The sequence below is a fragment of the Aliidiomarina maris genome (assembly GCF_003987335.1).
GTDB lineage: Bacteria > Pseudomonadota > Gammaproteobacteria > Enterobacterales > Alteromonadaceae > Aliidiomarina > Aliidiomarina maris.
In genome coordinates, this window is record NZ_PIPK01000002.1 from 313,885 (window position 1) to 339,371 (window position 25,487).

Genomic DNA, 25,487 nt, shown 5'->3' on the forward strand with positions numbered 1-25,487 from the left:
ATTTCTCAAGTAAGCCCGACGGATCGAATCAAGGCCGCCTTGGCGACCGCCGTTGATTATTTGAGCCTTGAGCAAGGACTAGTTAGCCAAGTGAGCGGCGACCATTACCCCGTAGTAAGCGTACATGGTGTGCCACACAATAAGCTTGCTGCAGGTTCCTTGATTAATACCCATCTCACGCTCTGTGCCCAAGCACTTGAACAACAAGGTTTAGTTGCAGTGCACGACCTATCAAAGTCACCATATGGGCAACAGTCAAGTCAGTTAACATTCTGCCCGCCAACCTATATCGGTGTCCCTATTCGGGTTAACGGAGGGATATTCGGAACCCTATGTTTTAGTGCCCAGCAGCCCCAGGAAGAGCCGTTTAAGGAAACCGAAAAGCAATTTATCCGCCTGTTGGCGAAGTGGGTCGCCACCACGTTAGAATTGAAGGCGCAACACGATACGTTGGAACGAAGCGAGAGTAGATTGCGGGGTCTCTTTGAGTTAGCCCCCGTAGGCATCGCGCTAAGTGACTTTGAAACTGGTGCATTCATTGACTTTAACCCTGCGTTATTAACGCCCACGGGCTATTCACGCGACACATTTATGGCAATGGGTTTGCTAGATTTAATCAACGAAGACAAAACGACCGTCGGACAGCAGCTATTTACGCAAAGCTACCGACAGATATGGCCCCTTCGAGCATCAATTTAAGCGCGTCGATGGCTCTAACTACCCAGTACTGATGCAGGGTGTCACTGTACTTGATAACAACGGCCGTAAATTGATTTGGTCGATTATTGAAGACATATCCGAGCGCAAGCACAACGACGAGTTAAAAAACCAGTTCGTTTCTACGGTGAGCCATGAACTACGAACGCCGATTACGTCGATTAAAGGCTCATTAGAGTTATTGCTTGGCGGCGCTGCTGGGCAGTTACCTGAAAAAGCCCTTTGCGCAGCGCCATGGTGTTGGCTTGGTGCTGGCTGAATGCCAAGATTCCTTGCAAGTACGCATCGACACGCAGCGCTTCGAGCAAGTAATGACGAATCTACTCTCCAATGCGGTGAAGTTTTCACCCAAGTCAGCAGACGTAACTATTCATGCAAGCCTAGAGGGCTCCTGCGTGCGTATTCGGGTAACAGACCAAGGCTCAGGCATTCCTATTGAATTTCAGCCACGAGTATTCGAGAAATTTGCTCAGGCCAGCGCGGGTAATACACGAGAGCAAGGAGGCAGCGGCTTAGGCTTAGCTATCTGTAAAGAAATTACAGAGCGCATGGGTGGTTCAATTGAATTTACGAGTAGCGCCAAAGGAACTGAATTTTCTGTACTGCTGCCAAATATTAACTAGTAAACATGCGTCAGCTTAAGCTGACGCATACTGGCGGTGGCGCACATCAGTAATGGTTACATGCTGCGGACCCCGCTGACCCGGCCACTCAATGGTTTGCCCTACGGCTAAACCGATTAAAGCACTGCCGACTGGCGCAAAAATTGAAATCGCGTCATCGTACTTCGCCTGTTCGTCAGGGAAGCACAAGGTTTTGGTAAAGGTTTTGTTTGCCTCTTCCAAATTAAACGTCACCTGACTGCCCATGGCAACGCGGTCATGTGGCAAGTCAATGTGCTTCACGATGGTTGCGCGTGCTAATTCAGTTTCAAGGCCGTCGGTAATCGCTACGGGTAGCGATGATTTTTCTATCCATTTCTCGATGTTGGCGACATCGTAGGACGATAAAATAATATCTGGTTGTGTGCTCATAAGGTCGTCCATTGCAATCGTTTAAACCGCCGTGGCACGGCAAAGTGCTGGCTCGAATTTAGACGGTTATAGTAGCCGTGAAAAAATAAAAGACAAGTCAACCGAGCTAACAACTGTTTCTTAACCAAGGCGTGCCAAACATGCGCGCATGTGCGCGAGCCAAAACTCAACTGGTTTGCTCAGTGCGTTGCGCCCGACGGTTATTTCGCACACGCTATGCCCGTTCACTGTAGCCCTAGGACGAGGTAAGACTTCAATATCTTGGCTTGCTATATAACACTCGCGAACGCTTTCCACCTGCTGCACCGTGGCAGCAATGTGAAGGTGAAACATGGTGCATTGGACTTGGTTTGGATTGATCTTTACACCATCAATGGTTGCCAGCGCGTTAGCGAGTTCGCGGGCGTATGCTACCGCTGCCGGCAGATACGGTAAGTTATCCTTTAAGCCGCGCTGTGCGGCAAGAATATAGGGGTACAAACTAATTAAATTAGCGCCCGCCCGGCGACTCCATAACTTTGCCTGCGCGATAAAGTCATTCTCACCTAATAGCACCGCTCCAGCGATACCGCCTATATCTTTATATAAACTGACGTACACCGAATCAGCGAGCGCAGCAATTTGCGCAAGGTCACGCTGGTAATAACTTGGACATTGCCATAAGCGCGCACCGTCGATATGCACGGCCAGACCATGCTGCCGTGCCCACGCTACCTGGGCTTGTAAATCTTGCCAACTGGGCAGCTGACCACCAATCTCACGCATAGGTAATTCAATCACCAGCGCAACCGCATGCTGCAATTGTTGCGGCTCAACGGCTTTGAGATCAGCGCTGGTAAGCACACGCTCGGCGTCACCCACGTGAATACCTGTTAGCCCCCATAACGCCTCAAAGCCCATAGCTTCGTGCAACAACAAGTGTGAGCTTGGGTGCAACAGCACTGCCTGCCCTTGTCGCTGCTGACTATAAATTTTAAGCGCCATCGGCTGAGCCACGGTGCCGCTTGGCAACATCAGGGCCGCGGGCTTACCAAACATGGTCGCGATATCACGTTCGAAGTCGGTAATTAAGCCACCTTGGCCATAATAGTCCTTATTGTCACCATAGCGCTCAGCGTCGCGGGCCAAATGGCGTAATTCGGACGCCATATCCGCCTGTGGGTGACGTAAGATTGAAAGTGTCATTAAACCTACCTACAACCGACTAAAAGCGTGCCTGAATACCTAAGGTCAAGTTCCGACCCGGCAAAGGTGCGTCTTCTTTAATAAATGAGCTATGTACGAAGGCCAGTTGGTTGCTGGCATTATGCAGCTTTGCAAACCACATCATGTCGCTACCAAGCCATTGGAAATCATACTGTACACTGGCTTCAACTAAATGATAGCTGCTGGTTGGGGTTTCATTCTCGGCCACTCGCTGTTGGCTTGCAAATTGGTGCACACCGAGAGTCGCTACCCACTGCTGTGCAGTGTAGCGATATTCCGCACCCAAGCGATGCGGAGGAATACGCGGCAAATTGCGCTCGCCGCTGTCGACTCGGTCAATACGCGCCCGAATTACGTCCCCCATCAACTGCACTTGCTGATTAGCGCTGAACCGCCAAGTTAACGAGGCTTCAGCGCCATGTAAGGTGACATCTTGCTGGGTATACTGATATGCGGGTAAGCCCTGCAATTCGAAGCCAAGGTTACGCAAATAAGCAAAATCCTCGATTTGATTATAAAAAAGATTCACTTGGTAGCTAAAATCAGCGTACTGACCACGTACACCTAGGTCGAGGTTATTCGCGCGCTCAATCTTAGATAGGCTCGCATCACTAATAATCTGACCGTCACTATTCACTCGATAGGCAGTGCCAATTTCATACGAGCGGGTGCCAATGTGGACACCATTGGCATACAGTTCGTTCGCTGCAGGCGCACGCTCGGCGCGACTGAACGATGCGGTCAACTGGTGGCTAGGACTTAACTGGTACACCGCTCCTAACGACCAACTGAATAAGTTAAACGGGTCATCAATGTCGCGCACGCCCAGCGCATCGGTCACTGCCTCAGCGCGTTGGGTTAAACGCTCATATCGCGCACCAATTTCACCTTTCACCGCACCGAACTGGCGCTCTTGTAACCAGAAAACTGCGTGACTATCAGTGTCTGTGTTTGGGGTAAACGCTTCTTCGCCAAGGGCTTGGTAATCGCGGCTAAAGCCGTGATACCCAATAATACCGCGCCAGCCTTGTGGCAGCACGTACGTACCACTGGTGCGTAACTCAATGGCCCGGCTGGTAAACTCGGTTTCGGGGACGCCATCATCAATCTCAGCATGGTCATAATCGGTGTATGCAATATCCGCGTTGACCCGCTCCCATATTGGCAAGATTGGGCGGTATTCTGCAGCAAGTGCGACGCGACGCTGGTTCAGGTTGATAAACTCGCCGTCGTCGTCAGGTTCAAGAGCTGGCCCTTCAGGTAAGCCATATTCACTGGCAATATACCCATAACTTACCCCAACAAAACCGCGCTCGGCCACGTAACTAGTGCCGAGATTAAAATTGGTATGCTCTGACCATGAGTTATTTAAGCGTGAGCTACTCGCACCTTCTTCGTTGGTATAGTTTGGCACGCGGTAATCATTACTATCGCGCAGGTAGCCATCAGCATGTACCGCCCATGAATTCATACTACTGTCGTGAGCAAAGCTCAGCGCGCGCTCACCTGCTGCGGTGTTATAGCGCGCTTGAACCACGGTTTCGGGCCAAGCTTGGACACTGCGAGGAATCCGGTTGTCGACTACATTTATCACACCACCAATGGCACCACTGCCGTACAGTAAGGTCGCTGGTCCGCGTAAGATTTCGATTTGTTGTGCTGTGAGTGCGTCTGCGGTAATCGTATGGTCAGGGCCTTCACGTGAAACGTCTCCCGTACCCATACCGTTATGCACCACCTGCACACGCGCACCGTCCAAACCCCGTATCACCGGGCTTGATGCTACGGGTCCAAAATAATTGCCATGTACGCCAGGCTCAAATTTTAGCGTTTCGCCGATGCTGGATTCGCCCCGCAGGGTCAGTTCGTCGCCACTGAGCACGGTGACTGGCCCCGCCATTTCAATCACGTCGCGGCCTAAGCCCGAGGCACGCACTTCAATGCGTTCTACCGTTTGATTCGATGCATCAGGTGTTTGCTCAATAGCAGCTTGTTGGATAGCTGCTTGGTTTAACAAAATGGTCAGGGTAATCGCACTTAACTGCATGGTATCTCACTGCAAATGTATTCAATTCTTACGTCGGAATTCAGGTTTCCGGCGCGAAAAAAGGCTTAGTATACGCAAAATTTAAGCGTCTTGGGCGTACGCATCTGTAAATGGGTTAGCCATTGTCACCCAGTAGGGAACGCCTGCGGCCAGTTGCTCATCAGTTAACAGACACGCGTCGAGTTGGGCGCAGATATCAGCTTGGTCGATACCCTGACCAATAAACACCAGCTCTTGGCGCATATCACCAAAGGGCTCTTGCCACTTTTCATGAATATACTGCAGACTTTCCTCGTCTTTCGGCCAGTCTTTCGCTGGTATCGCTTGCCAGAAGTAGCCGGCTAAGCCATAGCGCGCGATACCGCCAGCCTGGTGCCATTCGTGGGCATGGTGCGGCCTGCTGGCTAACCAGAAAAAGCCCTTTGAACGAATCAGGCGACCTGACGGCCATTCTTGATGCAGAAATTGATAAAATTTTTCAGGGTTAAAGGGGCGTCGAGCGCGATAGACAAAGCTGCTAATGCCATATTCTTCGGTTTCTGGGGTGTGCTCGCCGCGCAGTTCACGTAACCAACCCGGCGCTTGGGCGGCGCGCTCAAAGTTAAACAACCCAGTATTAATAATGTGCTGGGGGTTTAGCTTGCCATGTTCGCTGGTATGAATTATAGCCCTAGGGTTCAAGCTTTGCACCACGCCTTTAACACGTTGCAAGTGGGCGGGTGCGACTAAGTCAGCTTTGGTGATTACAATTACATCGGCAAATTCAATTTGATCGACCAGTAAATCAGACACACTGCGCTGATCATCCTCACCTAAGTGCTCACCGCGATCCTGCAAAGCATCCGCTTGCTCAAAGTCGTGTAAGAAATTTGCCACATCCACTAGAGTCACCATGGTGTCTAAGCGCGCCACATGCGACAAACTTTGGCCTTGTTCGTCCTCAAATGTGAAGGTTTCTGCCACCGGTAGTGGTTCAGAAATACCGGTACTTTCGATAATTAAATAGTCGTAGCGACCGCTATTGGCTAATTCGGATACTTCAGTCAGCAGGTCTTCACGCAAGGTGCAGCAGATACAGCCGTTGCTGAGCTCTATCAACTTTTCATCGGCGCGGCGCAGCTCGACATCTTGTTTTAAGCTGTCGGCGTCAATGTTCAGCTCGCTCATATCATTGACGATGAGGGCAATCTTGAGGTTGTCACGATTAGTCAGTAAATGCTTGAGTAAGGTAGTTTTACCCGCGCCCAAAAAGCCAGATAAAACAGTTACAGGAAGTTGTGAAGTCGGCATGCGTCACTCCAAAGCTAAAGTGTTATAGTATAACAATAAGGCTTTTCTGGTGACGCCGCAATCTCTTTATGTGTTTAGCGCTTGGCGTTGGCGACCGCTTGGCGGGCAACTTCGGTCACTGCGCCCCAGTCATTGGCGTTAACTGCCGCCGTTGGCACTATCCAGGACCCGCCAACGCAACTCACGTTAGTAAGCGCAAGATAGTCGTGATAGTTGTGCGCGCCAATGCCACCTGTTGGACAAAACTTCACCTGTGGAAAAGGTCCGGCCATGGCTTTAAGCATAGGGATACCACCAGCCGCCTCTGCTGGGAAGAACTTCAATGCGCTATAACCAGCTTCTAATGCTTGCATCAATTCCGACACACTGCCAACTCCGGGTATTAAAGGGAGAGGAGCCTGTTGACCGGCTCGCAATAGGTCGGCGGTGATGCCTGGACTAATCGCAAACTGCGCGCCAGCATCAATGACCTGCTGCAGTTGCTCCGCGTTCGCCACCGTGCCAGCGCCGACAACAGCGTCTGGTAATTCTTGGGCTAATAGTCGAATAGCATCCAATGCAACGGGCGTTCTTAGTGTAACTTCTAAGACCTTTACATCAGCGGCTAACAACGCACGCGCCAAAGGCAATGCTTGCTCAAGGTCATCAATCACAATGACTGGCACTACGGGCCCTAATGCTAAAATATCTACACCTTGACGCATCAAGATCTCCTTATTGACTATGGTTAATCGTTGTCAGCAATCCGCTGCTCTGATTGTGCCAAGGTTTGTTTTAAGTATTGACCAACGCCACGTAAACCCGCGTGCTCAGCGGTAATCACAAAGCATGGAATCGCCTCACATACTTTGCAAAAGCGGCCTTTGTGCTCAAATCGAGCACGAAAATTCGAGGTCGCCATCAAGCCCATTAATTTCGGCACAACCCCACCAGCAATGTACACACCGCCGGTGGTATTTGCGGTGAGTGCAAGGTTGCCAGCGAAGCTGCCTAAACTTGCGAAGAATTGGTTCACAGTTTCAACCGCTAACGTGTCGATACCGGCCAACGCACGTTGACCGATTTGTGCCGCTGTGATCGGTGCGACATTGCGTCCGTGATAATCAGCTAAAGCGAGGTATAAAGTTTCCAGACCAGGCCCAGACAGCACCCGCTCTGCCGAGACGCGACCAAAGCGGTTAGCCATAAAGCGAAATACAGCCCATTCTTTTTCGTTGGTCGGCGCCCAATCAACGTGGCCGCCCTCGCCTGGCAATGGCATTACACTGCCATCGGGTAAAGTAATTAAATGCCCCACGCCCAAACCAGTGCCAGCGCCAACCACGGCTTTCGGCCCATGAGTTTTAGCTTTGCCGCCACCAATTTGCTTCATCTCATGGGGCTCTAATGTCACTAACGACATCGCCGCTGCGGCAAAATCATTGAGCACAATAAAGGTTTTCAGCCCCATCGCTTTACGCAAACCGCGAATAGAGAACCGCCAATGGTGATTGGTCATATCCACATCATCAGATTCCACCGGGCATGCAATCGCAATGGCAACGTGCTCAAGGGCAACGTCTTGCTCATCACGGTACGCCTCCATCACTGCCGACAGGGTGGGATAATCGGCGCAGGCAAACACCTGAATGCGGTCTAATTCGAAGGTGGCTAAGTTAATCCGGCAAAAACGTGCATTGGTGCCGCCAATGTCAGCCACCACCGCAAAACCTTCGAGTGTCATCGTGGACGATTCGGATGGTGTACTATTGACCACGGGTCACCTCCGGCGACAATGCGGGGAACAACACGCAGGCACCTTGTTCGGCACCACTTGCTTGTGAGCGCATGCCACCAAATAGCTCACGCCCCATGCCTACATGACTACTAGCTAGGTCGGCTTGCGCCCCTTGGCGCTGAGCTAAAGTTGCTTCATCTACTAACAGCGATAGCTCGCCGCTGTGTACGCCGACCCGAATTAAATCGCCTGGCTCCACTTTGCTAAGCAAGCCGCCGTCAACCGCTTCAGGGGTGACGTGAATAGCAGCGGGGACAGCGCCTGAGGCACCCGACATACGCCCGTCTGTGACCAACGCGACCTTAAAGCCACGCTTTTGTAAAATACTCAACGGTGGCGTCAATTTATGCAGCTCTGGCATACCAATCGCTTGTGGCCCCTGGAATCGCACGACTACCACGCAATCGCGGTCAAGCTCGCCGGCTTTAAACGCAGCATCAAGTTGGTGCTGGCTTGAAAATACAATCGCCGGTGCCGTAATGTCTTCAACACCTTCTGGTATCGCTGATGTTTTCATCACCGCTCGACCTAAGTTACCGCTCAATACCGATAACCCACCGTGTGGGCTAAATGGCGCACTGGCACTACGTAATACCGTCTCGTCATGAGACGCTTGTGGGCCTTGTTGCCAACTCACTTTGCCGTCGATCAGTTCAGGGCGCTTGGTATACCGCGATAAGCCAAAGCCAGCAACGGTGTGCACGTCTTCATGTACTAAGCCTGCCTCAAGTAGGGTATAGGTTAAGAATGCCATGCCACCAGCGCGCTGGAAGTGGTTAATGTCGGCTTCGCCATTCGGGTACACACGTGCTACCAGCGGCGTCACGCTGGATAGTTCAGCAAAGTCGTCCCAATCGACGATAAAGCCCGCCGCGCGTGCGACCGCAATAAGATGCATGGTGTGGTTGGTCGACCCACCCGTGGCAATTAAACCAACGATACCGTTCACAATACTCTTCGCATCTACGATTTTGCTAATCGGCGTATAGTCCGTGCCTAAATCAGTGATGCGAGTTGCCTGTTGCGCCGCAACCCGAGTTAACTCATCCCGCAGAGGTGAGCTCGGATTGACAAATGACGCACCAGGCAACTGCAACCCCATTAGCTCCAGCACCAATTGATTGGAATTAGCTGTACCGTAAAAGGTACAGGTGCCAGGGCTATGATACGACGCCGCTTCGGCGTCTAATAATTCTGTTTGACTGACTTTGCCTTCGGCATACAGCTCGCGCACTCGCGCTTTTTCTTTGTTGGTAATGCCGGAAGGCATCGGCCCTGCAGGCACGAAAATACAAGGCAAATGGCCGAAACTTAGCGCGCCTACCAGTAAGCCAGGTACAATTTTGTCGCAAATACCCAGCATCAGCGTGCTATCAAACATGTTGTGCGACAAGCTCACTGCAGTCGCCATCGCTATCACGTCACGACTGAATAGGCTCAATTCCATGCCCGGTTGACCTTGGGTCACGCCGTCACACATCGCGGGTACACCGCCGGCTACCTGCGCCGTGCTCCCCACTTCACGTACCCACTGTTTAATTTTTTGCGGATAGTCATGGTATGGCTGATGGGCCGACAACATGTCGTTATATGCTGTGACGACACCGACGTTGGCTTGGGTCAAACTGCGCAACTGTTGCTTGTCGCTGCTACCGCAGGCAGCAAAGCCATGAGCTAGGTTGCCACATGACAAGGCACCGCGGTGAGGGCCTGCTTGGCGCGCAGTCTCCACTTGTTGTAAGTACGCCGCGCGTAATGCTTGGCTGCAGCTTTCAATGCGCTGAGTTACGCGTTCAATGACAGGGTGCATGGACAACTCCAAACCTTTATGCGTCAGCCAACAGCACCTGCATAGGTACGTCAGACTGATGAATGAAATAACTAATCGGCAAGCTATCGCGCGGACCTTGCTCAAGCACATGTTGCAGCACTTGGCGCTTAGCATTGCCTTTTAACTGCAGATACAATTGGCGACTATTCAGGAGTCGTGCGCGGGTTAAACTGATGCGCTGATGCGGTGCTGTGTTGGGCGTGACCGCCAATGCAGGCAGCGAACTTTGCAAGCCGTCCGTCAATTGCGTACTACAAGGAAACAAGGATGCGGTGTGGGCATCGTCGCCCATACCTAGAATCACCACATCAAACGTCGGTAAATTGGCTGCTTTTGCATTGAACGAGTCGACATCATCGCTGATATTCTGCATATCGCCTAGCATACTGATAAACGACGCTTGGCGTGCATTAGCGACCAATAAGTGTTGTCGCACCATCGCCTCATTACTGTCCGCATGATCGGCACTAACCCAGCGCTCATCAGCGAGTAACACGGTCACTTTATCCCACGCCAGCGTGCTTTGGCTTAGGCGGTCAAATAGCTTAAGCGGCGTACGGCCACCAGACACCACCAAGTACGCCTGCCCGCGTGCACGGATCGCGGCTTCTAGTTGCTGCTCTATTTGCTGACTAAATTGCGCAACCAGGCGCTCTTCGTCGTCGAAATGAATGACTTCAGCGCTCATATCTCGTCGTCCCATTCTCTACCGTCTTGTGCCAACATAGTGACCGATGCCGCTGGCCCCCAAGTGCCTGCCTGATACCCACGTGGCGCCTCGCCACTGTTTTCCCAAGCTTCACGAATGCCGTCAATCCATCGCCATGCGCATTCCACTTCGTCGCGATGAACAAATAGGTACTGATTGCCTTGAATGGCCTCGAGCAACAGACGCTCGTAAGCATCGGCAATGCGTTTGTTCTCAAATGCCTTAAAGAAACTAAGATTCAAAGTGGCTGGTTGTAGCTGCATGCGCTGACCTAAACCCGGCACCTTATTCATCATTTCAATTTCCACCCCTTCGTCAGGCTGCAAGCGGATAATCAGCCGGTTCGGGGGTAACTGACCGATAGTTTCGTGAAATATGTTGTGTGGTTGGGGCTTGAAGGTAATCACAACTTCGGTGCGCTTTTGCGGCATTCGCTTGCCTGTACGCAGATAGAACGGCACGCCTGACCAACGCCAGTTATCAATGTGCGCTTTGAGCGCCACAAAGGTTTCCGTAGTGCTTTGGGCCGCAGCGCCCTCTTCTTTTAAATAACCTGGGACTTTGGTGTCACCGCTAAAGCCGTCGGTGTATTGGCCGCGTACCGAGTCATCCGCCACGTTGTCGGCGTCAATCGGGCGTAAAGAGCGCAGTACTTTGAGCTTTTCGTCACGAATACTCTGCGCATCTAAACGCGTCGGCGGCTCCATCGCAATCAAGGCTAACACCTGCAGCAAATGGTTTTGGACCATGTCACGCAATTGTCCAGCGTCATCGTAGTAACCCCAGCGTCCTTCTACGCCAACTTGCTCAGCTGCGGTAATTTGAATGTTATCAATACGGTCATGTGACCATTGGTCGGTAAAAAGCGAATTGGCAAAACGCAGCGCTAATAAGTTGAGTACCGTTTCCTTACCGAGGTAGTGGTCAATTCGATAGATCTGGGATTCACTGAAGTACTCTGCGACTTTTTGGTTGATGGCCTGCGATGACGCTAGGTCGTGACCAAGGGGTTTTTCAAGCACCACGCGCGCGCTCTCATGATTCAGCGCAACTGACGCTAAGCCTTCGCAAATGGCAGCAAACAGCGCAGGCGGAGTGGCAAAATAGCTAATCGTGGCACGCTCAGCGTCATCTGCGTCGCTGTCGATAACTTGGCGTAGTTGCTGATAACTATCGCAGTCACCGAGGTCCATAGCGCAATAGTGTAATTTATTTGCAAACCGCTGCCATACATCGGCGTCAATTTGTTCTTTTGTTACAAACTTTTCTAGCTGGGCGTACACCCAATCCGTATATTCCTGAGCCGTTTTGGACTCACGAGCGACGCCGATAATTCGCGTTCCTTTATGTAAAAGACCCGCTTTTTCAAGCTGATAAAGCGCAGGGATCAGTTTGCGCCGAGCTAAATCGCCCGCGGTTCCAAATAATATTAGGTCACTACAAACTGCCGCTGTATTCATCAAATGCCTCGTGATTATGTAATTTTACAACAAATCGTTTAGAATCCTATCAGCGAACACTGGATAAATCCAACAAATGTAATTAAATTACATAAAATTCTTTAGGAACCTTGCCGATGAACCTGCTCGCCGATATTCAACATAGTTACGCAAAGCTCAGTAAATCGGAGCGTAAAGTTGCGGATGTTATTTTGCATGCGCCTGAACAAGCCATTCATCGCAGTATCGCTCAACTCGCTCAGCAAGCCGATGTCAGTGAACCTACAGTGAATCGTTTTTCCCGTCGCTTAGGTGCCAAGGGCTACCCCGACTTCAAACTATTACTCGCGCAAAGCCTGGTTACCGGCGCACCCTACGTGAACCGGCACGTTGATCAAAACGATAGTATTCAAGATTACAGTAGTAAAATTTTCGATTCGACCATGGCCGCACTGAACACCAGCCGTGAGCAACTCGATTACACTCAGCTGGCAGCCGCCACTGAAGCGCTACTCAGTGCGCATAAGGTGTCTTTCTTTGGACTTGGCGCTTCGGCATCGGTGGCCCACGACGCCCATAACAAATTTCTCCGCTTCGACACGCCAGTGATGTTGTCAGACGACATCCTGATGCAACGAATGATAGCGCTGAACGCCAACACCAACGATGTTATTGTTTGCTTTAGCCATACCGGCCGCACTAAAGCGCTTTGCGAAGTGGCTGCGCTGGCTCGCAGCGAAGGTGCGTTGGTGATTGGTATCACCGCTGCCGGCAGTCCGCTTGCTGCAACCTGTGACATTGTACTCGCCACCCATGTGCCTGAAGACACAGACGTGTACATGCCAATGGCGTCACGCATTGCGCAACTTGTACTGATTGACCTTTTGATTACGGGTTACACATTGCAGCGCGGCCCACAAATCCAAGAAAAATTACGCGCGATAAAAGCCAGCTTACGAGATTCTCGCTTCGAACCCGACAGCCAATAACTTTTGTTGCTAAATTACAAAATTTACGAAAAATCTTGATCTAATTGCCTTCCGGTGTAATTTTATTTCATAAGTTATGAATGAATAAAAGCACTAACAAGGTGATCAACATGGCAATTCGAGTAGCAATTAACGGCTTCGGTCGTATCGGTAAAAACATTCTTCGCGCTTGGCACGAGCGCCAGCTTAGTGGCGACATCGAAATTGTCGCTATCAACGACTTAGGTGAAGGCGCGATTCACGCGCATTTACTCAAGTATGACTCCGTCCACGGCACCTTCGATGCAGACGTCAGTTATAAAGACGGTCAGTTACATGTTGATGACACTCAAATAGCTTTGCTTGCTGAACGTGACCCAGCGAAGCTGCCATGGACAGACTTACAAGTTGATTTAGTATTTGAATGCACTGGGCTATTTACCCATAGCAGTAAAGCAATTGCGCATATTGAAGCAGGTGCTAAGCAAGTTTTAATTTCAGCGCCAGCCGTGAACGCCTGTGCAACCGTGGTGTACGGTGTAAACCACCAAATTCTGAACAGTGAGATGCAAATTATCTCAAATGCATCGTGCACGACAAATTGTTTAGCGCCTATTGCGGCGGTACTCGAAGACCAGGTTGGCATTGAGTCAGGCCTGATGACCACAGTACACGCCTACACCAACGATCAAAACTTGCTGGATGCTTACCATAGCGACCCTCGCCGCGCGCGTGCGGCGGCAAGCTCTATGATTCCCTCTAAAACCGGTGCTGCAGCTGCCGTCGGGCAAGTGATTCCCGCCTTACAAGGGCGCTTCGATGGCTTGGCTGTGCGCGTACCAACACAGAATGTGTCTTTGGTGGATTTGTCGTTTATTGCCAAACGCGACACCAGTGTTGAAGAGATCAACCAGTTGATTGCAGATGCTGCACAAAGTGCTGAATTGCAGGGTGTATTAAGTGTGAACACGCTGCCACTGGTGTCGATTGATTTTAATCACAATCCTCATTCCGCCATTTTTGATAGCAGTCAGACTCGTGTTAACGGCAAATTAGTTAAAGTCATGGCCTGGTATGATAATGAGTGGGGCTTCAGCCACCGCATGCTCGACAATGCGCGCTACTTGGCCAGTTTGTAAATCAAATAATACATAGACTTAGGGTCAGCTGAGGTCTGGTTTGTTAAAAAATACTTGTTCTTGTTAATGAAAGCGCTTACATTGACATAAAAGTAACAAGTACAAATAACAACTAGGAACTCAGCTATGTATAACAGACGATTAAAATGGAGCCCCATTGCTGGGCTCCTATTGGCGCTCGGACTCACAGGCTGTAACAGTGATGACGTAAAAACCAACTCAGATTTTTCCGCTGTCGACCCAACGCAACCGGTGAGTGACTGGCGTTTAGTCTGGAGCGATGAGTTTGATAACGGCTATATCGACCCGAATAAATGGACGTTCGAAGTTGATTGTTTAGGCGGTGGGAATAACGAGCAACAGTGTTATACCGACAGCCCGGACAACGCATTTGTCGAAGACAATATGCTACACATTGTCGCCCTTCCTGCCGAAGACGATGCACGCCAGCCTTACACGTCTGCACGGCTGAATTCTAAAAACAAAGCCGATTTTCGCTATGGTCGTATTGAAGTACGTGCCAAGTTACCTGCCGGTCAAGGTGCTTGGCCTGCGGTTTGGATGATGCCGACTGATTCAGTGTATGGCGGCTGGCCGCGCTCAGGTGAAATCGATATTGTTGAAGCGGTTAATTTAGGTACGTTAGACGAAGAAGGCAACCCAGAAACACGCGTATTTGGCACCTTGCATTACGGTCGCGTATGGCCTGACAACTCTGAGTCGGGCAAAAGCTATACCTTACCGAACGGTGTCAACCCAGCGGATGAATTCAATACCTACGCTATTGAATGGCAAGAAGGTGAAATTCGCTGGTATGTAAACGACTTCCTGTACCAAACTCAGCAGCAATCACGCGTACGCACGAATAGCCGTGGCGAAGTCGTTGGCTTACGCCACCGTGGCTGGTTCGCTGAACTATTTAATCAAGTCACTGGCGAACAAGAAGTCGTGTATAGCGCCGCGCCTTTCGACCAAAAGTTTCATTTAATTATGAACTTGGCTGTAGGCGGCAATTGGCATAAAACCGGCTTAACGTGAGATATCAAATGGCTAAAATTGCGATTCCATCTAGTTCCAAACTCCTCACCCGCGAGTTTACCTTTGGTGTCGCGACCTCATCGTTCCAAATTGAAGGTGCGGCAGACAGCCGGGAAGCCAGCATTTGGGACACCTTTTGTGCCACTGAAGGCAAGATTAAAGACGGTTCGAACGGGTTAAACGCTTGCGAACATGTCAAACTTTGGCGTCAGGATGTGGACTTAATTAGCCACTTGGGCGTCGATGCCTACCGCTTTTCTATTGCCTGGGGGCGGGTGATCAACCGTGATGGCAGTGTCAACAAAGCTGGTCTGCAATTTTATGTGGATTTAGTCGATGCCCTGCGGGCAAACAATATCGAAGCCCATGTCACCCTCTACCACTGGGACTTACCCCAATACTTAGATGATCTCGGTGGCTGGTTATCACGTGATATCGTTGACCACTTCGTGCGTTATGCGGAAGTTGTGGTCGGCGCGCTAGGCGACAAAGTCACCAGCTACGCGACCTTAAATGAACCATTTTGCAGCGCATATTTGAGCTACGAAGCAGGCATTCACGCGCCAGGTCATCGCAACCGTTCGCAAGGTCGACAAGCTGCACACCATTTACTACTGGCGCACGGTAGTGCATTACCCCGCATGCGTGCATTAGCACCACATGCCAAGCATGGCATCGTCCTTAATTTTAGCCCATGCCATGCAGCCAGCGATGCGCCGGAAGACCAGCAAGCTGCGTTGCTGGCGCACCAATACCATAATTTGTGGTATTTGCAGCCGTTACTACAAGGTAGTTATCCACAACTGGTGACGCCTTTAGCACCCGCTGACATGCCGGTGGTGCAGCCAGGCGATATGGACATCATTGCACGCCCGATTGATTTTCTTGGGGTAAACTATTACACCCGTACCGTATTTAAGGCCAAAAATGGCTGGTTTTCCGACGTGCCACCCACCCAACAACCATTAACCACCATGGGTTGGGAAATATACCCCCAAGGCTTAGTCGAAATTCTTACCGACTTGAATCAGACCTTCGACAACCTTCCGCCTATCACTATTTCTGAAAATGGCGCTGCGTTTGTCGATACCTTGCAACAAGGAAAGGTTCACGATGCTGAGCGAATTGCGTATTATCAAGGCCATCTAATGGCCGTACATCAATGCATCGAGGCAGGCGTCGATATGCAGGGCTACTTTGCTTGGAGTTTACTCGATAATTTCGAATGGGCGGAAGGCTATACTAAACGTTTTGGTATTGTGCATGTGGATTACACCACCCAACAGCGGGTTTTGAAAGACAGCGCGAAAGCGCTGCGTGACTTTTGGTTGCAGCGTGCCGAACAACTCGAGGCCGTCGACGCACTATGATTTCGCGGCGAGAAAAAATAGCCTACGGTTTGGGCGACACTGCGAGTAATTTAATCTTCCAAACCGTGATGCTGTTTTTGGCGTTCTATTACACCAATATTTTCGGTATCTCTGCCGCGGCCGTCGGCACTATGTTTTTATTGGTGCGCTTACTTGATGCCATTACTGACCCGCTCATGGGCTTGCTGGCCGATAAAACCCGCACCCGATTTGGCCAGTTCCGCCCCTACTTAATTTGGCTGGTGATACCCTTCGCAGTGTGTAGCGTGTTAGCGTTTACCACTCCAGATTTGTCCGAACGCGGCAAAGTTATTTATGCCTACGTCACATACACCCTTCTGATGCTCGCTTACACCGCGATTAATATCCCTTATTCAGCACTTGGCGCAGCGCTAACCAGCAACCCGCGTGAACGTGTATCGATTCAAGGGTATCGCTTTGTTTTTGGTATGTTAGGTGGCTTAATCGTCACTTTAACCACATTGCCCTTGGTGCGAATACTGGGTGACGGCAACCCCCAGTTGGGTTACCAGCTCACCATCGCCGCCATGAGCGTGCTCGGGGTTATCCTGTTTTTACTATGTTTCGCTGGCACCAAAGAACGTGTACCGCCACCCGAGCAAGGCGTCGCAATACATCAAGGTTTGAAAATCCTTTGGGCTAACCAAGCCATGCGTACCTTAGCCAAAGTCGCAGTCGTGTTAGTCGCCGGTATGACAATTAAGAACATGCTGACTATCTACTATGTCACTTACTATTTAGAGCGCGCTGACTTAGTCACGCAATTTATTTCTATCGGTATGATTGGCAATATTCTAGGCTGCGCCTGCGCGACTTGGGCTACCCGTAAGCTTGATAAAGTCGTGGCGTACCGAGCGTTACAACTGATTGCCGCGGCATTGTCAGCGGTGGCCTTTTTTATTGCCCCTGAGCAGTGGTTACTTGCCACAGTGGTTTACTTCGGCTGGTGCTTCTTTTTGCAAATGGCAACGCCAATGCTATGGGCTAAAATTGCCGATGTGGTGGATTATGGTCAGCAGCAATCCGGTATTCGCACCACCGGTTTGGTGTACTCGTCCGTGGTGTTTTTCATCAAGATAGGCATTGCCATTGGTGGCGCTATCGCCGGTTGGTGGCTGGCATGGTTTAACTATGTGCCTGACGTCAATCAAACAGAACATACCCAATTCGGTATTTTGGTCGCATTTACCTTGCTACCCGCGCTATGCTCAGTCATGGTAGCTTGGTTAATGCGTCGCTATACCCTGACCCAAGACAAAGTGGAAACTATTTCCACCGAATTGGCAGAGCGCGGCTCCTAACCAGTTATTATTTTAAACTATAACCCGTAGGCCAAATGAATTGGCCTGCCTATAATGACGCGCATTGGAGAATTGCACCGCGACATGGCCACCATTTACGAAGTTTCAGAGCTTGCCGGCGTTTCACTCGCCACGGTGTCACGAGTCGTCAATGGTACGGCCAAAGTTCGCCAGTCAACCAAAGACAAGGTTGAGGCGGCCATGCGCGAGTTGGGCTATCGCCCGAACACCATTGCGCAGTCACTTGCCAGTAACCGTAGTAATAGCGTCGGCATCTTAGTGCCTGAATTAATCGGTCCGTTTTACGGCGCACTCCTGAGCCGAATTGAAAGCTTATTTCGTGCCGCAGGTAAGCACGTGATTATCGCAGCGGGCCATAGTGACGCCGAGTTGGAGCGCGATAGCATCGAGTTCCTGCAAAGCCGTCACTGCGATGCGTTGATATTGCACGTTGAGTCGGTATCCGACGATTACCTAGTGGCGTTGGCCGAAAGTGAATGTCAATTTGCACTGATTAACCGTCGTGTCGCGGCGATTAGCGAGCGCTGCATTACGCTGGATAACCGTTTAGGAGGCTTCCTTGCGAGTGAGCATTTACTGGCGTTAGGGCATCGCAATATTGGCTATATTTCGGGCCCCATGTGGAAACAAGATGCTAAGGAACGCTACGCAGGTCACCAACAGGCCTTGATGGACTTCGGCGTCAAAGAAAACCAACACGCATTTTTTGAAGGGGACTTCCAAGAAACCAGCGGCGTTGCAGGGTTACAGTATTTTATCGAGCAACGTATCCCTATTAGCGCATTAGTGTGTGCCAACGATGAAATGGCTGCCGGCGCATTAACCGCCGCACATGATCTAGGCATTTCAGTGCCTGAACAGTTATCGATTGTAGGCTTCGATAACACCAACTTTTCGCACTACACTTTCCCAAAACTCACCACTATCGATTACCCAATTGCCGAGATCGGCGCCATGGCCGCGCGCTGGGTGCTTGCTCACGTATACCAAAAGCCGGGCGAACCGTTAGTCTCGTCGTTTCAACCTAAATTGGTGCAGCGCCATTCCACCTTTGCCGCCCGTCGTGAGAGCGCTTAACAGCCGTTTAGCTTACACCTTATACTGCTGAACCTGATGGTCAACTTGCTGGGTCAGTTCGTTTAACACGGCGCTCGCATCAGCTGTTTGCTCGGCCTGCTCGGCGACTTGGCCACTCTGCCCTTTCAAGCTCTCTAAACGTTCACTGACGTCACCAGAAACAGCGTGCTGCTCCTCAGCGGCACTCGCACTTGAGCATTTTGGCTCGTGATATTTTGCACTGCCTGACTCACTTTATCACCCATGCCTGACACCTGTTCAACCGCATCATGGCTTTTCTTAGATTGTTCAGCCTGTTCAATAATGACACGCCCAACCGCTTCGACACCATCTTGTAAGCGCTGTAGCAGCGCTGCAATGTCTTGAGTCGATTGCTGTGTGCGTGAGGCAAGTGAACGTACCTCGTCAGCGACCACGGCAAATCCGCGTCCAGCTTCACCTGCGCGTGCCGCTTCAATAGCAGCGTTTAGTGCTAGCAGGTTCGTTTGCTCCGCTACTGCGTGAATCACTTCCATCACTTTCGCGATGTCGTCAGATGCCTTGGTCAATGTATTTAGCTCGTCGTGGGCACGTTCCGAAGCGGCCATAAAGCCTTGTTGCTGCGTCTGTAAGCGTTCAATCATCGTCTGCATTGCATCGACCTGTTGGCTTATTTCTAATGCGGATGACTCTGCAGCACTTGTACTGTCTGCCACGCTCCGTGCCGTGGCTGCCATTTGATGCACTGCGGCCGCAATACTTTCAACTTCTTCCGCTTGCTCACCAGCCAGCGAGTCAGATAACTGGGCAATTTGCTTTAATCGCTCGGACTCCTGGCTTGAGCGCTGGCTTAAATCAGCCACCGCGGCAATCGTTAATCGCACGCGTTCAAGTAAAAGATTAAACTGCCGCCCCATCGACCCCAGCTCATCATTATTTTGCACTTCAACCCGTTGGGTCAAATCACCTTCTTCCTCAACAATGGCTCTAATCATCGCGTTCATGGTGTGTACCCGCGTCATAACAACCCGCTGCATTAACCAAAGTACTAGGGCAGCTATCAGGACACCCAAACCGAGTATCGTCAGACCGCTTTTGATTGCTTCTGCGCCAATCATGCGAGCAATATCTTGCTGATTCACCCCAGATAGAATTGTGTAGTTCCAACGACTGAAAGGTGTGCTTGTAATATCCCAGCCGTCTGGATCAGCTAGTAAGTTTTCTACTGTTTGGCTGTCGGTGTGGCCAGATCGCATACGCACCACACCGCGGTCATCTCGTAATGCAACAAAGCCGTTTTCAAAAATTCGTGCTTGTGAGATGTAAGCGGCTAGCTCGTCGAAATCAGCAGGGTATCCGACATAAAGAATACCAATCACCTCGCCACCTTCTAAGATAGGCTCATACGCGGTAATAAAGGAACGCCCTAGAATATTGACTTGGCCTACGTAGGTTTCACCACGCATTACGCTTTGGTATGCCGATGTCGACGCATCTAGCTGGGTGCCGATGGCCCGCTGGCCTTGTGCATTCACAACATTGCTTGTTATTCGAGTAAATTGGTCACCATGGCGCGAAAATACGGTTGCTGTACCCTCTTGAAGCTGCGCATGTGTGTCGACAAGTGCAGTGCTATTGGCGAGGCCTCGGCCGGCTAAAACAAGGTCACTCAACTGGTGTTGACCAACGTTTACCATAGACCCAACAGATAACCCACCCTGGCTATCAATAAGGTGATTTAATGTGGCTAAGCTGCGCTCAACTTGGTCCCGCATTAATCGGTCGGTAATATTAAGCATGTCCCGCACAGTAGCATGTGTACGCTTAACTTCTTCGTCTACTACTCGGTGTATGTCTTGTCTTACTTGCAGTGTTGTAAAGGCAATACCGATAACCGCCAGTGCAGCAATTGAGCCACATAGCCAAATGCCCACGCGTTTTAAAATTGTCATTTATTAAGCCCTTACCGAAAACACCCCCTCCTTTATATTAACATTCGTTTGATTATAGTCAAAATTTTTATTTTTCAGCTCTGATATAATTAAAAGTTTATTGCTATAGCTACCTGTCACAGCCTTGGGCTTTCCGCTTAACTTCCTGACAAATTCTCACTCATAGGCGCCAATCGCAATTGAATCCCAAGCCGTTGTTGCTGCTTGATTTCTTTTTCAAGGTCGCTGACTAGCATCGGGTTATCCCATCCCGCTTGAGTTAAAATAAGTAATACGAAGTCACCCTGCGCACGCACGCTTTGCAATAATTGAGAAGGCTGCCTGTCGGTATTAAACAACACGGCTAAGCGCAAAATTGCTATCAGATGTTGCACGTCAACTGTTTTAAACAAATGCAATGCAGGTAGACGTTCAAGTTTCACTTTCTTACGGCATTGACCTACAACACTAGCCAAAACCTGCTGCTCCTCGTCGCTAAAACCCGGCATGTCAGCATGTTGCAGAATATAATGGGAATGGCGATGTACGCCGCTTGAATTGATATGCAGACCCACTTCATGCAAGGTTGCTGCCCATTGCAAGCGCTGAGCCCAAGCATTGTCTTGTAGTCCCCACGCATTTTGCAGATCACGCAGCATGTGGTGACCCGTGTCCGCGACTAACTGTGCGTGTTCATTATCGATTCGATAACGAGCCGCCATCGCGTCAACAGTGCGCTGGCGCACATCCTGATGCTCAATTACTCGCTCCGTAAGCTCATAAAGCACACCTTCACGCAGGGCTGAATCATGGGTTTCTAGGGTTTGAATGCCAAATTCCTGCATGAGCGCAATCACAATCGCCAAACCTGCAGGCAAAATCGGTTTACGCTCATCCTCAATACCATCCGCATGGAAATCACTTAGCTGCTCAAATTGTAACAGTTCAGCCTTACATTGCAGGGCTTGCTCTAAACTGAGCTGGCCAGCAGGTGTTTGATCGCGCTGAGACACCCATTTCACAATCGATTTGACCATACCTGACGTGCCAATCACTTGGGTCGCTGAAAACTTACGCACACGCTTAGCAATCGGTTCGAGTTGGCTTCTTGCTTCGACCAAGGCACGTTGAAAGCGCTTCTCGGTTACCTTTCCGTCGTGAAAAAAGCGCTCGGTAAAGCTCACCGACCCCATCGACAAGGAGCTGAGTGACGCTGGCTCAAATTCGTGCCCCGTGATGACCTCGGTAGAGCCGCCACCAATATCAAAAACCAAGCGCGGTCCATTGAAAGGGCTGGTTTGGGCGACACCTTTATAAATTAATCGCGCTTCTTCGTGTCCAGAAATGATATTGATTGGGAAGGGTAATACCGCTGCAGCACGGGTTAAAAACACGTCCGCATTCTGAGCCTCCCGCAAGGTGTGCGTCGCCACCACATAGACATGCTCAGGCAAGAAGCCCTCGAGGCGCTGCGCACATTGCGCCAAGGCATCTAAGCCTCGCTGCATCGCATCTTTGGTCAGGTTGCGTTTACGATTCAGGCCTTTGCCTAACTGCACCTGCTGTTTAAACCTTAAGAGCGGCTGCAGGTGGCTGTCAATCACCCGCGCAGTCACAAGATGAAAACTATTGGAACCTAAGTCCAAGGCTGCAAATTGTTCACTTTTCATCGCTGTCCCCTTGGCTCTCCAAGTGCTGCTGCATTCGCTGCTTCGCTTTGGTATGCTCAGCCTTCAAATAATCATAAATCGCAGTTTGTGCGCGAAATTTCTTCTTGTTTCCGCGCTTGCGATACAGGTTTCTCTGTTCACTATCGATAACCCGCGCCTTGGTATTATCCCGCCATTGTAACTCAAGAATATCAATCACCTGTTGCTTCAACTCAGGGCCTAAAATTGGGCAAGTGAGCTCGACCCGCTCGTCTAAATTACGAGTCATTAAATCGGCCGATGAAATATACACGTCATTCGCGCCACCGTTGTGGAAACAAAACACTCTGGGATGTTCCAAGAATCGGTCCACAATACTGATCACTTCAATATTATCGCTCATGCCGGTGACGCCAGCACGCAGTTGGCACATGCCGCGCACAATAATGCGTATGTGCACCCCGGCCTGAGACGCTTTATATAAATGTTCAATAAGTGGTTCGTCGACCAAATTATTGACCTTCAGCAGCACCCGGGCTGGCTGTCCCTCACGTGCAGTTCGGATTTCGTGGGCGAGTAAGCGATTAAATTTACTACGCGTGGTGACCGGTGACAGCCAAATATGGGAGAAATTAAATCGGCGGTAAGGGGCTTCGAGGTACTGAAATACCTTATCTACATCGCTACAAATATCTTCATCCGCGGTCAATAAGCTAAAGTCTGTGTATATCTGCGCGGTTTTTTCATTTAGGTTACCAGTGCCAATATGCGCGTACTGGCGCACCAAGTCGCCTTCTTTGCGCTTAATTAGGATCAGCTTGGCATGTACTTTCAGCCCTTTGATACCGAAAATCACGCGAATACCTTCCTGAGTCATACGCTTGGCCCACTCAATGTTGGCTTCTTCGTCAAAGCGCGCCTGCAACTCCACCATGACCGTCACTTTTTTGCCATTATTGACCGCTTCAATCAGTGAATGCACGATGCGCGAATGCGGTGCAACACGGTAGATACACATCTGAATGCTCTGTACCTGCGGGTCATACGAGGCTTGGCGCACCAACTCAGTGATGTGAGCAAACTTGTGGTAAGGAAAATACAACAAAGCATCGTTGCGTTGTAAGGCCTCAAACATACTGGCTTGTTGGACTAAAGTTGGCAGATCTAAAGGCGTCAGCTTCGGGTTTACCATTGACCGATGCCCCCAGTTTTCGAAGGTCACGAAATCACGCGTATTGCGGTAACGCCCGCCTGCAACCAAAGAGTCATGACTGGTGAGATGCAGTTTATCGTGCAGAAAATACAGCATCCGCCGCGGCATACTGCGGTCATACACTAAGCGTACAGGCTCAGCGTCGAAGCGCTGGCGAATGCCTTCTTCCATTTGCTCCAACAAGCTTTGGTCGATGTCATGGGGCAGCCTGTAATCCGCATCACGGGTTAATTTAAACGAGAATGCTTGCAGGTTGTCAAATGGCACAATGCCACGGAATAAGGTTTCCAGACACAAGCAAATCACGTTATCGAGTAAGATAATGCGTTTATTACGATTGGAACTTTTAAACGGTAACTTGATAAAGCGAGGAAGTTCTTCGGTGGGTACTTCGATCGCCGCGTAAGTAAGTTCGCCTTGATACACTATCTCGACGCACAAATAAGTCGCGTCCTCATTAATCGCTTTGATTAAGTTGGTCGACTGACCAATTAACAACGGCACTATATAACGCTTAATTTTTTCCTCAAAGAAGGTCGTCAGCCAACGTTTCTCTTCGGCGCTCGCCTGCTGCTCATCAATAACACGAATATTTTTGCGCAATAACGCTTTTAATACGTCTAAATAAATCTGCTCAAACTGCGCTTGAAGGCTAATCACTTGCTGCTGAATCGCGGCCATCAATTGCTCTGCCTCAGAATGCTCGGCAGTAGTTTGGGCAAAGAATATGCGGCGCCGCACATCGGCTACGCGGACACGAAAAAACTCATCCATGTTATTGGAAAAAATACCAAGAAAACGCATGCGCTCGACCACGGGCACATTTTTATCGCCAGCTTCTTGTAACACTCGCTGATTGAATGCCAGCCAGCTTAATTCTTTGGGAAAAAACTTCATGGTACCTCCCGCTTTATCAGCGACTAATGTAGCCGCCGCGGGCATTCAGGCCTGTGACACTTTTATGAAGTTTTTATGGCACTTTGTCGTGCGCCCCGAAGCCTCGCTATTCAAAAAAGTGTCATCAAATCGGTATACACTACGACCAAATTTTTGGGGTTCATCGTGATGTCGTTGCAGCAGCTTATTCAAACACGCCAACTTAAGAGCGCGTTACAACCCATTGTTGATACGTATCGCTCGGCTCTGATTGGTTATGAGGGACTCATTCGCGGGCCTAAGGGACACGAACTAGAGCGCCCTGACGCATTATTTGCAGCCGCAGCGTCACCGGATCTACGCCATAACCTTGAGCTTCACTGTGCCCAAAGCGCACTCACCGCTTTCGACACGCGTCATTTTGCTGGCTTATTATTTATTAACATTGACCCTAATATTTTGGCATTGCCTTCGACATTCGGGACTTTTGAAGCGCTTAAAGCTGAAGCCAAGGCGCCCATCGTATTAGAGCTTTCTGAGCATCACCCCGTTGCCGACACCAATGCATTAAAACAACAGATATTAAAGTTGCGCACTATTGGCTATCGATTCGCGATTGACGATTTAGGCGCCGGACACTCGAGCTTTAAGCTTTGGGCTGAAATTCGCCCTGACTTTGTAAAAGTGGACCGGTACTTTATTAAAGAGGCCTTGTTGAATAAATAGCGGAACTTTCTCAGTTAGCGTTGATCAGATCGCCAAACCACGCTGATACTAGACACCGCAATGAGCAAAGCAAAATACCGAGTTAAAAACTGGTCTGAATACAACAAAGCCCTTAAACAACGAGGCTC

The 25,487-nt window shown here is 50.2% G+C and carries 21 protein-coding genes and 1 pseudogene; 10 read left to right on the top strand and 12 right to left on the bottom strand.

What is annotated here, in order from left to right; all coding sequences use genetic code 11:
- The 3 genes from CWE07_RS04100 to CWE07_RS04110 are packed head-to-tail and all read left to right on the top strand — an operon-like array spanning position 1 to position 1,340.
- A complete protein-coding gene (locus tag CWE07_RS04100; RefSeq protein WP_338067861.1) occupies positions 1 to 699 on the top strand; it encodes a GAF domain-containing protein in 699 nt (232 codons plus the stop codon).
- Between the two features lie 31 nt (positions 700 to 730).
- The gene (locus CWE07_RS04105; protein ID WP_111568655.1) at positions 731 to 976 is read left to right on the top strand and encodes a histidine kinase dimerization/phospho-acceptor domain-containing protein; all 246 of its coding nucleotides are present in this window, start codon (positions 731 to 733) and stop codon (positions 974 to 976) included.
- Positions 966 to 1,340, top strand: a complete 375-nt coding sequence (locus CWE07_RS04110) for a sensor histidine kinase (protein ID WP_126818976.1) — start codon at positions 966 to 968, stop codon at positions 1,338 to 1,340. Before CWE07_RS04105 ends, CWE07_RS04110 begins: the two co-directional genes overlap by 11 nt.
- A gap of 15 nt (positions 1,341 to 1,355) precedes the next feature.
- Here the strand turns inward: CWE07_RS04110 and CWE07_RS04115 are convergent, their stop codons facing one another.
- From CWE07_RS04115 to zwf, 9 genes are all read right to left on the bottom strand, one after another.
- Positions 1,356 to 1,751, bottom strand: coding sequence for a GreA/GreB family elongation factor (locus CWE07_RS04115; RefSeq protein ID WP_111568653.1), 396 nt, complete (start codon positions 1,749 to 1,751; stop codon positions 1,356 to 1,358).
- A 120-nt stretch (positions 1,752 to 1,871) separates the two neighbouring features.
- Positions 1,872 to 2,936 carry a threonine aldolase family protein gene (locus tag CWE07_RS04120; protein ID WP_111568652.1) on the bottom strand — a complete coding sequence of 355 codons (1,065 nt, stop codon included), beginning with the start codon at positions 2,934 to 2,936 and terminating at the stop codon, positions 1,872 to 1,874.
- Between the two features lie 19 nt (positions 2,937 to 2,955).
- Positions 2,956 to 5,004: a TonB-dependent receptor gene (locus CWE07_RS04125; RefSeq protein WP_111568651.1), complete on the bottom strand. Its 2,049-nt coding sequence runs from the start codon at positions 5,002 to 5,004 to the stop codon at positions 2,956 to 2,958.
- 81 nt (positions 5,005 to 5,085) lie between these two features.
- A complete protein-coding gene (zigA, locus tag CWE07_RS04130; protein ID WP_111568650.1) occupies positions 5,086 to 6,294 on the bottom strand; it encodes a zinc metallochaperone GTPase ZigA in 1,209 nt (402 codons plus the stop codon).
- 74 nt (positions 6,295 to 6,368) lie between these two features.
- Entirely contained in the window at positions 6,369 to 6,998 is a 630-nt protein-coding gene (locus tag CWE07_RS04135; RefSeq protein ID WP_111568649.1) for a bifunctional 4-hydroxy-2-oxoglutarate aldolase/2-dehydro-3-deoxy-phosphogluconate aldolase, read from the bottom strand.
- A gap of 23 nt (positions 6,999 to 7,021) precedes the next feature.
- Positions 7,022 to 8,050 carry a glucokinase gene (gene glk / locus CWE07_RS04140; RefSeq protein WP_241974043.1) on the bottom strand — a complete coding sequence of 343 codons (1,029 nt, stop codon included), beginning with the start codon at positions 8,048 to 8,050 and terminating at the stop codon, positions 7,022 to 7,024.
- Positions 8,040 to 9,881 (bottom strand): phosphogluconate dehydratase, encoded by a 1,842-nt coding sequence (gene edd, locus CWE07_RS04145; RefSeq protein ID WP_111568648.1) that lies wholly within the window; start codon positions 9,879 to 9,881, stop codon positions 8,040 to 8,042. Before edd ends, glk begins: the two co-directional genes overlap by 11 nt.
- Positions 9,882 to 9,897: 16 nt before the next feature.
- Positions 9,898 to 10,590, bottom strand: coding sequence for a 6-phosphogluconolactonase (pgl, locus tag CWE07_RS04150; RefSeq protein ID WP_111568647.1), 693 nt, complete (start codon positions 10,588 to 10,590; stop codon positions 9,898 to 9,900).
- On the bottom strand, positions 10,587 to 12,071 hold the full coding sequence (zwf, locus tag CWE07_RS04155; RefSeq protein ID WP_111568646.1) for a glucose-6-phosphate dehydrogenase: 1,485 nt from the start codon (positions 12,069 to 12,071) through the stop codon (positions 10,587 to 10,589). The genes pgl and zwf overlap by 4 nt, the downstream gene beginning before the upstream one ends.
- Before the next feature lie 116 nt (positions 12,072 to 12,187).
- Here zwf and hexR point away from each other — a divergent pair, with 116 nt between their 5' ends.
- From hexR to CWE07_RS04185, 6 genes and pseudogenes are all read left to right on the top strand, one after another.
- Positions 12,188 to 13,039, top strand: a complete 852-nt coding sequence (gene hexR, locus CWE07_RS04160) for a transcriptional regulator HexR (RefSeq protein WP_111568645.1) — start codon at positions 12,188 to 12,190, stop codon at positions 13,037 to 13,039.
- Positions 13,040 to 13,149: 110 nt separating this feature from the next.
- Complete coding sequence (gap, locus tag CWE07_RS04165; RefSeq protein WP_111568644.1) at positions 13,150 to 14,157, top strand: type I glyceraldehyde-3-phosphate dehydrogenase; 1,008 nt, start codon at positions 13,150 to 13,152, stop codon at positions 14,155 to 14,157.
- Positions 14,158 to 14,283: 126 nt separating this feature from the next.
- A pseudogene (locus tag CWE07_RS04170) lies at positions 14,284 to 15,174 on the top strand (glycoside hydrolase family 16 protein); the annotation flags it as partial.
- 29 nt (positions 15,175 to 15,203) lie between these two features.
- Positions 15,204 to 16,565, top strand: a complete 1,362-nt coding sequence (locus CWE07_RS04175; protein WP_111568642.1) for a GH1 family beta-glucosidase — start codon at positions 15,204 to 15,206, stop codon at positions 16,563 to 16,565.
- Complete coding sequence (locus CWE07_RS04180; protein ID WP_111568641.1) at positions 16,562 to 17,887, top strand: glycoside-pentoside-hexuronide (GPH):cation symporter; 1,326 nt, start codon at positions 16,562 to 16,564, stop codon at positions 17,885 to 17,887. The genes CWE07_RS04175 and CWE07_RS04180 overlap by 4 nt, the downstream gene beginning before the upstream one ends.
- A gap of 84 nt (positions 17,888 to 17,971) precedes the next feature.
- Positions 17,972 to 18,985, top strand: coding sequence for a LacI family DNA-binding transcriptional regulator (locus CWE07_RS04185; RefSeq protein ID WP_111568873.1), 1,014 nt, complete (start codon positions 17,972 to 17,974; stop codon positions 18,983 to 18,985).
- A gap of 134 nt (positions 18,986 to 19,119) precedes the next feature.
- Here CWE07_RS04185 and CWE07_RS04190 read toward each other — a convergent pair whose 3' ends face one another.
- The 3 genes from CWE07_RS04190 to ppk1 all read right to left on the bottom strand — a co-directional run bounded on the left by CWE07_RS04190 (position 19,120) and on the right by ppk1 (position 24,654).
- Positions 19,120 to 20,916: a methyl-accepting chemotaxis protein gene (locus tag CWE07_RS04190; protein ID WP_111568640.1), complete on the bottom strand. Its 1,797-nt coding sequence runs from the start codon at positions 20,914 to 20,916 to the stop codon at positions 19,120 to 19,122.
- Positions 20,917 to 21,053: 137 nt separating this feature from the next.
- Entirely contained in the window at positions 21,054 to 22,565 is a 1,512-nt protein-coding gene (locus tag CWE07_RS04195) for a Ppx/GppA phosphatase family protein (RefSeq protein ID WP_111568639.1), read from the bottom strand.
- On the bottom strand, positions 22,555 to 24,654 hold the full coding sequence (gene ppk1, locus CWE07_RS04200; protein ID WP_111568872.1) for a polyphosphate kinase 1: 2,100 nt from the start codon (positions 24,652 to 24,654) through the stop codon (positions 22,555 to 22,557). The genes CWE07_RS04195 and ppk1 overlap by 11 nt, the downstream gene beginning before the upstream one ends.
- 168 nt (positions 24,655 to 24,822) lie before the next feature.
- Between ppk1 and CWE07_RS04205 the strand changes: the two genes are divergently transcribed.
- The gene (locus tag CWE07_RS04205) at positions 24,823 to 25,359 is read left to right on the top strand and encodes an EAL domain-containing protein (RefSeq protein WP_157983214.1); all 537 of its coding nucleotides are present in this window, start codon (positions 24,823 to 24,825) and stop codon (positions 25,357 to 25,359) included.
- Positions 25,360 to 25,487: the final 128 nt, after the last annotated feature.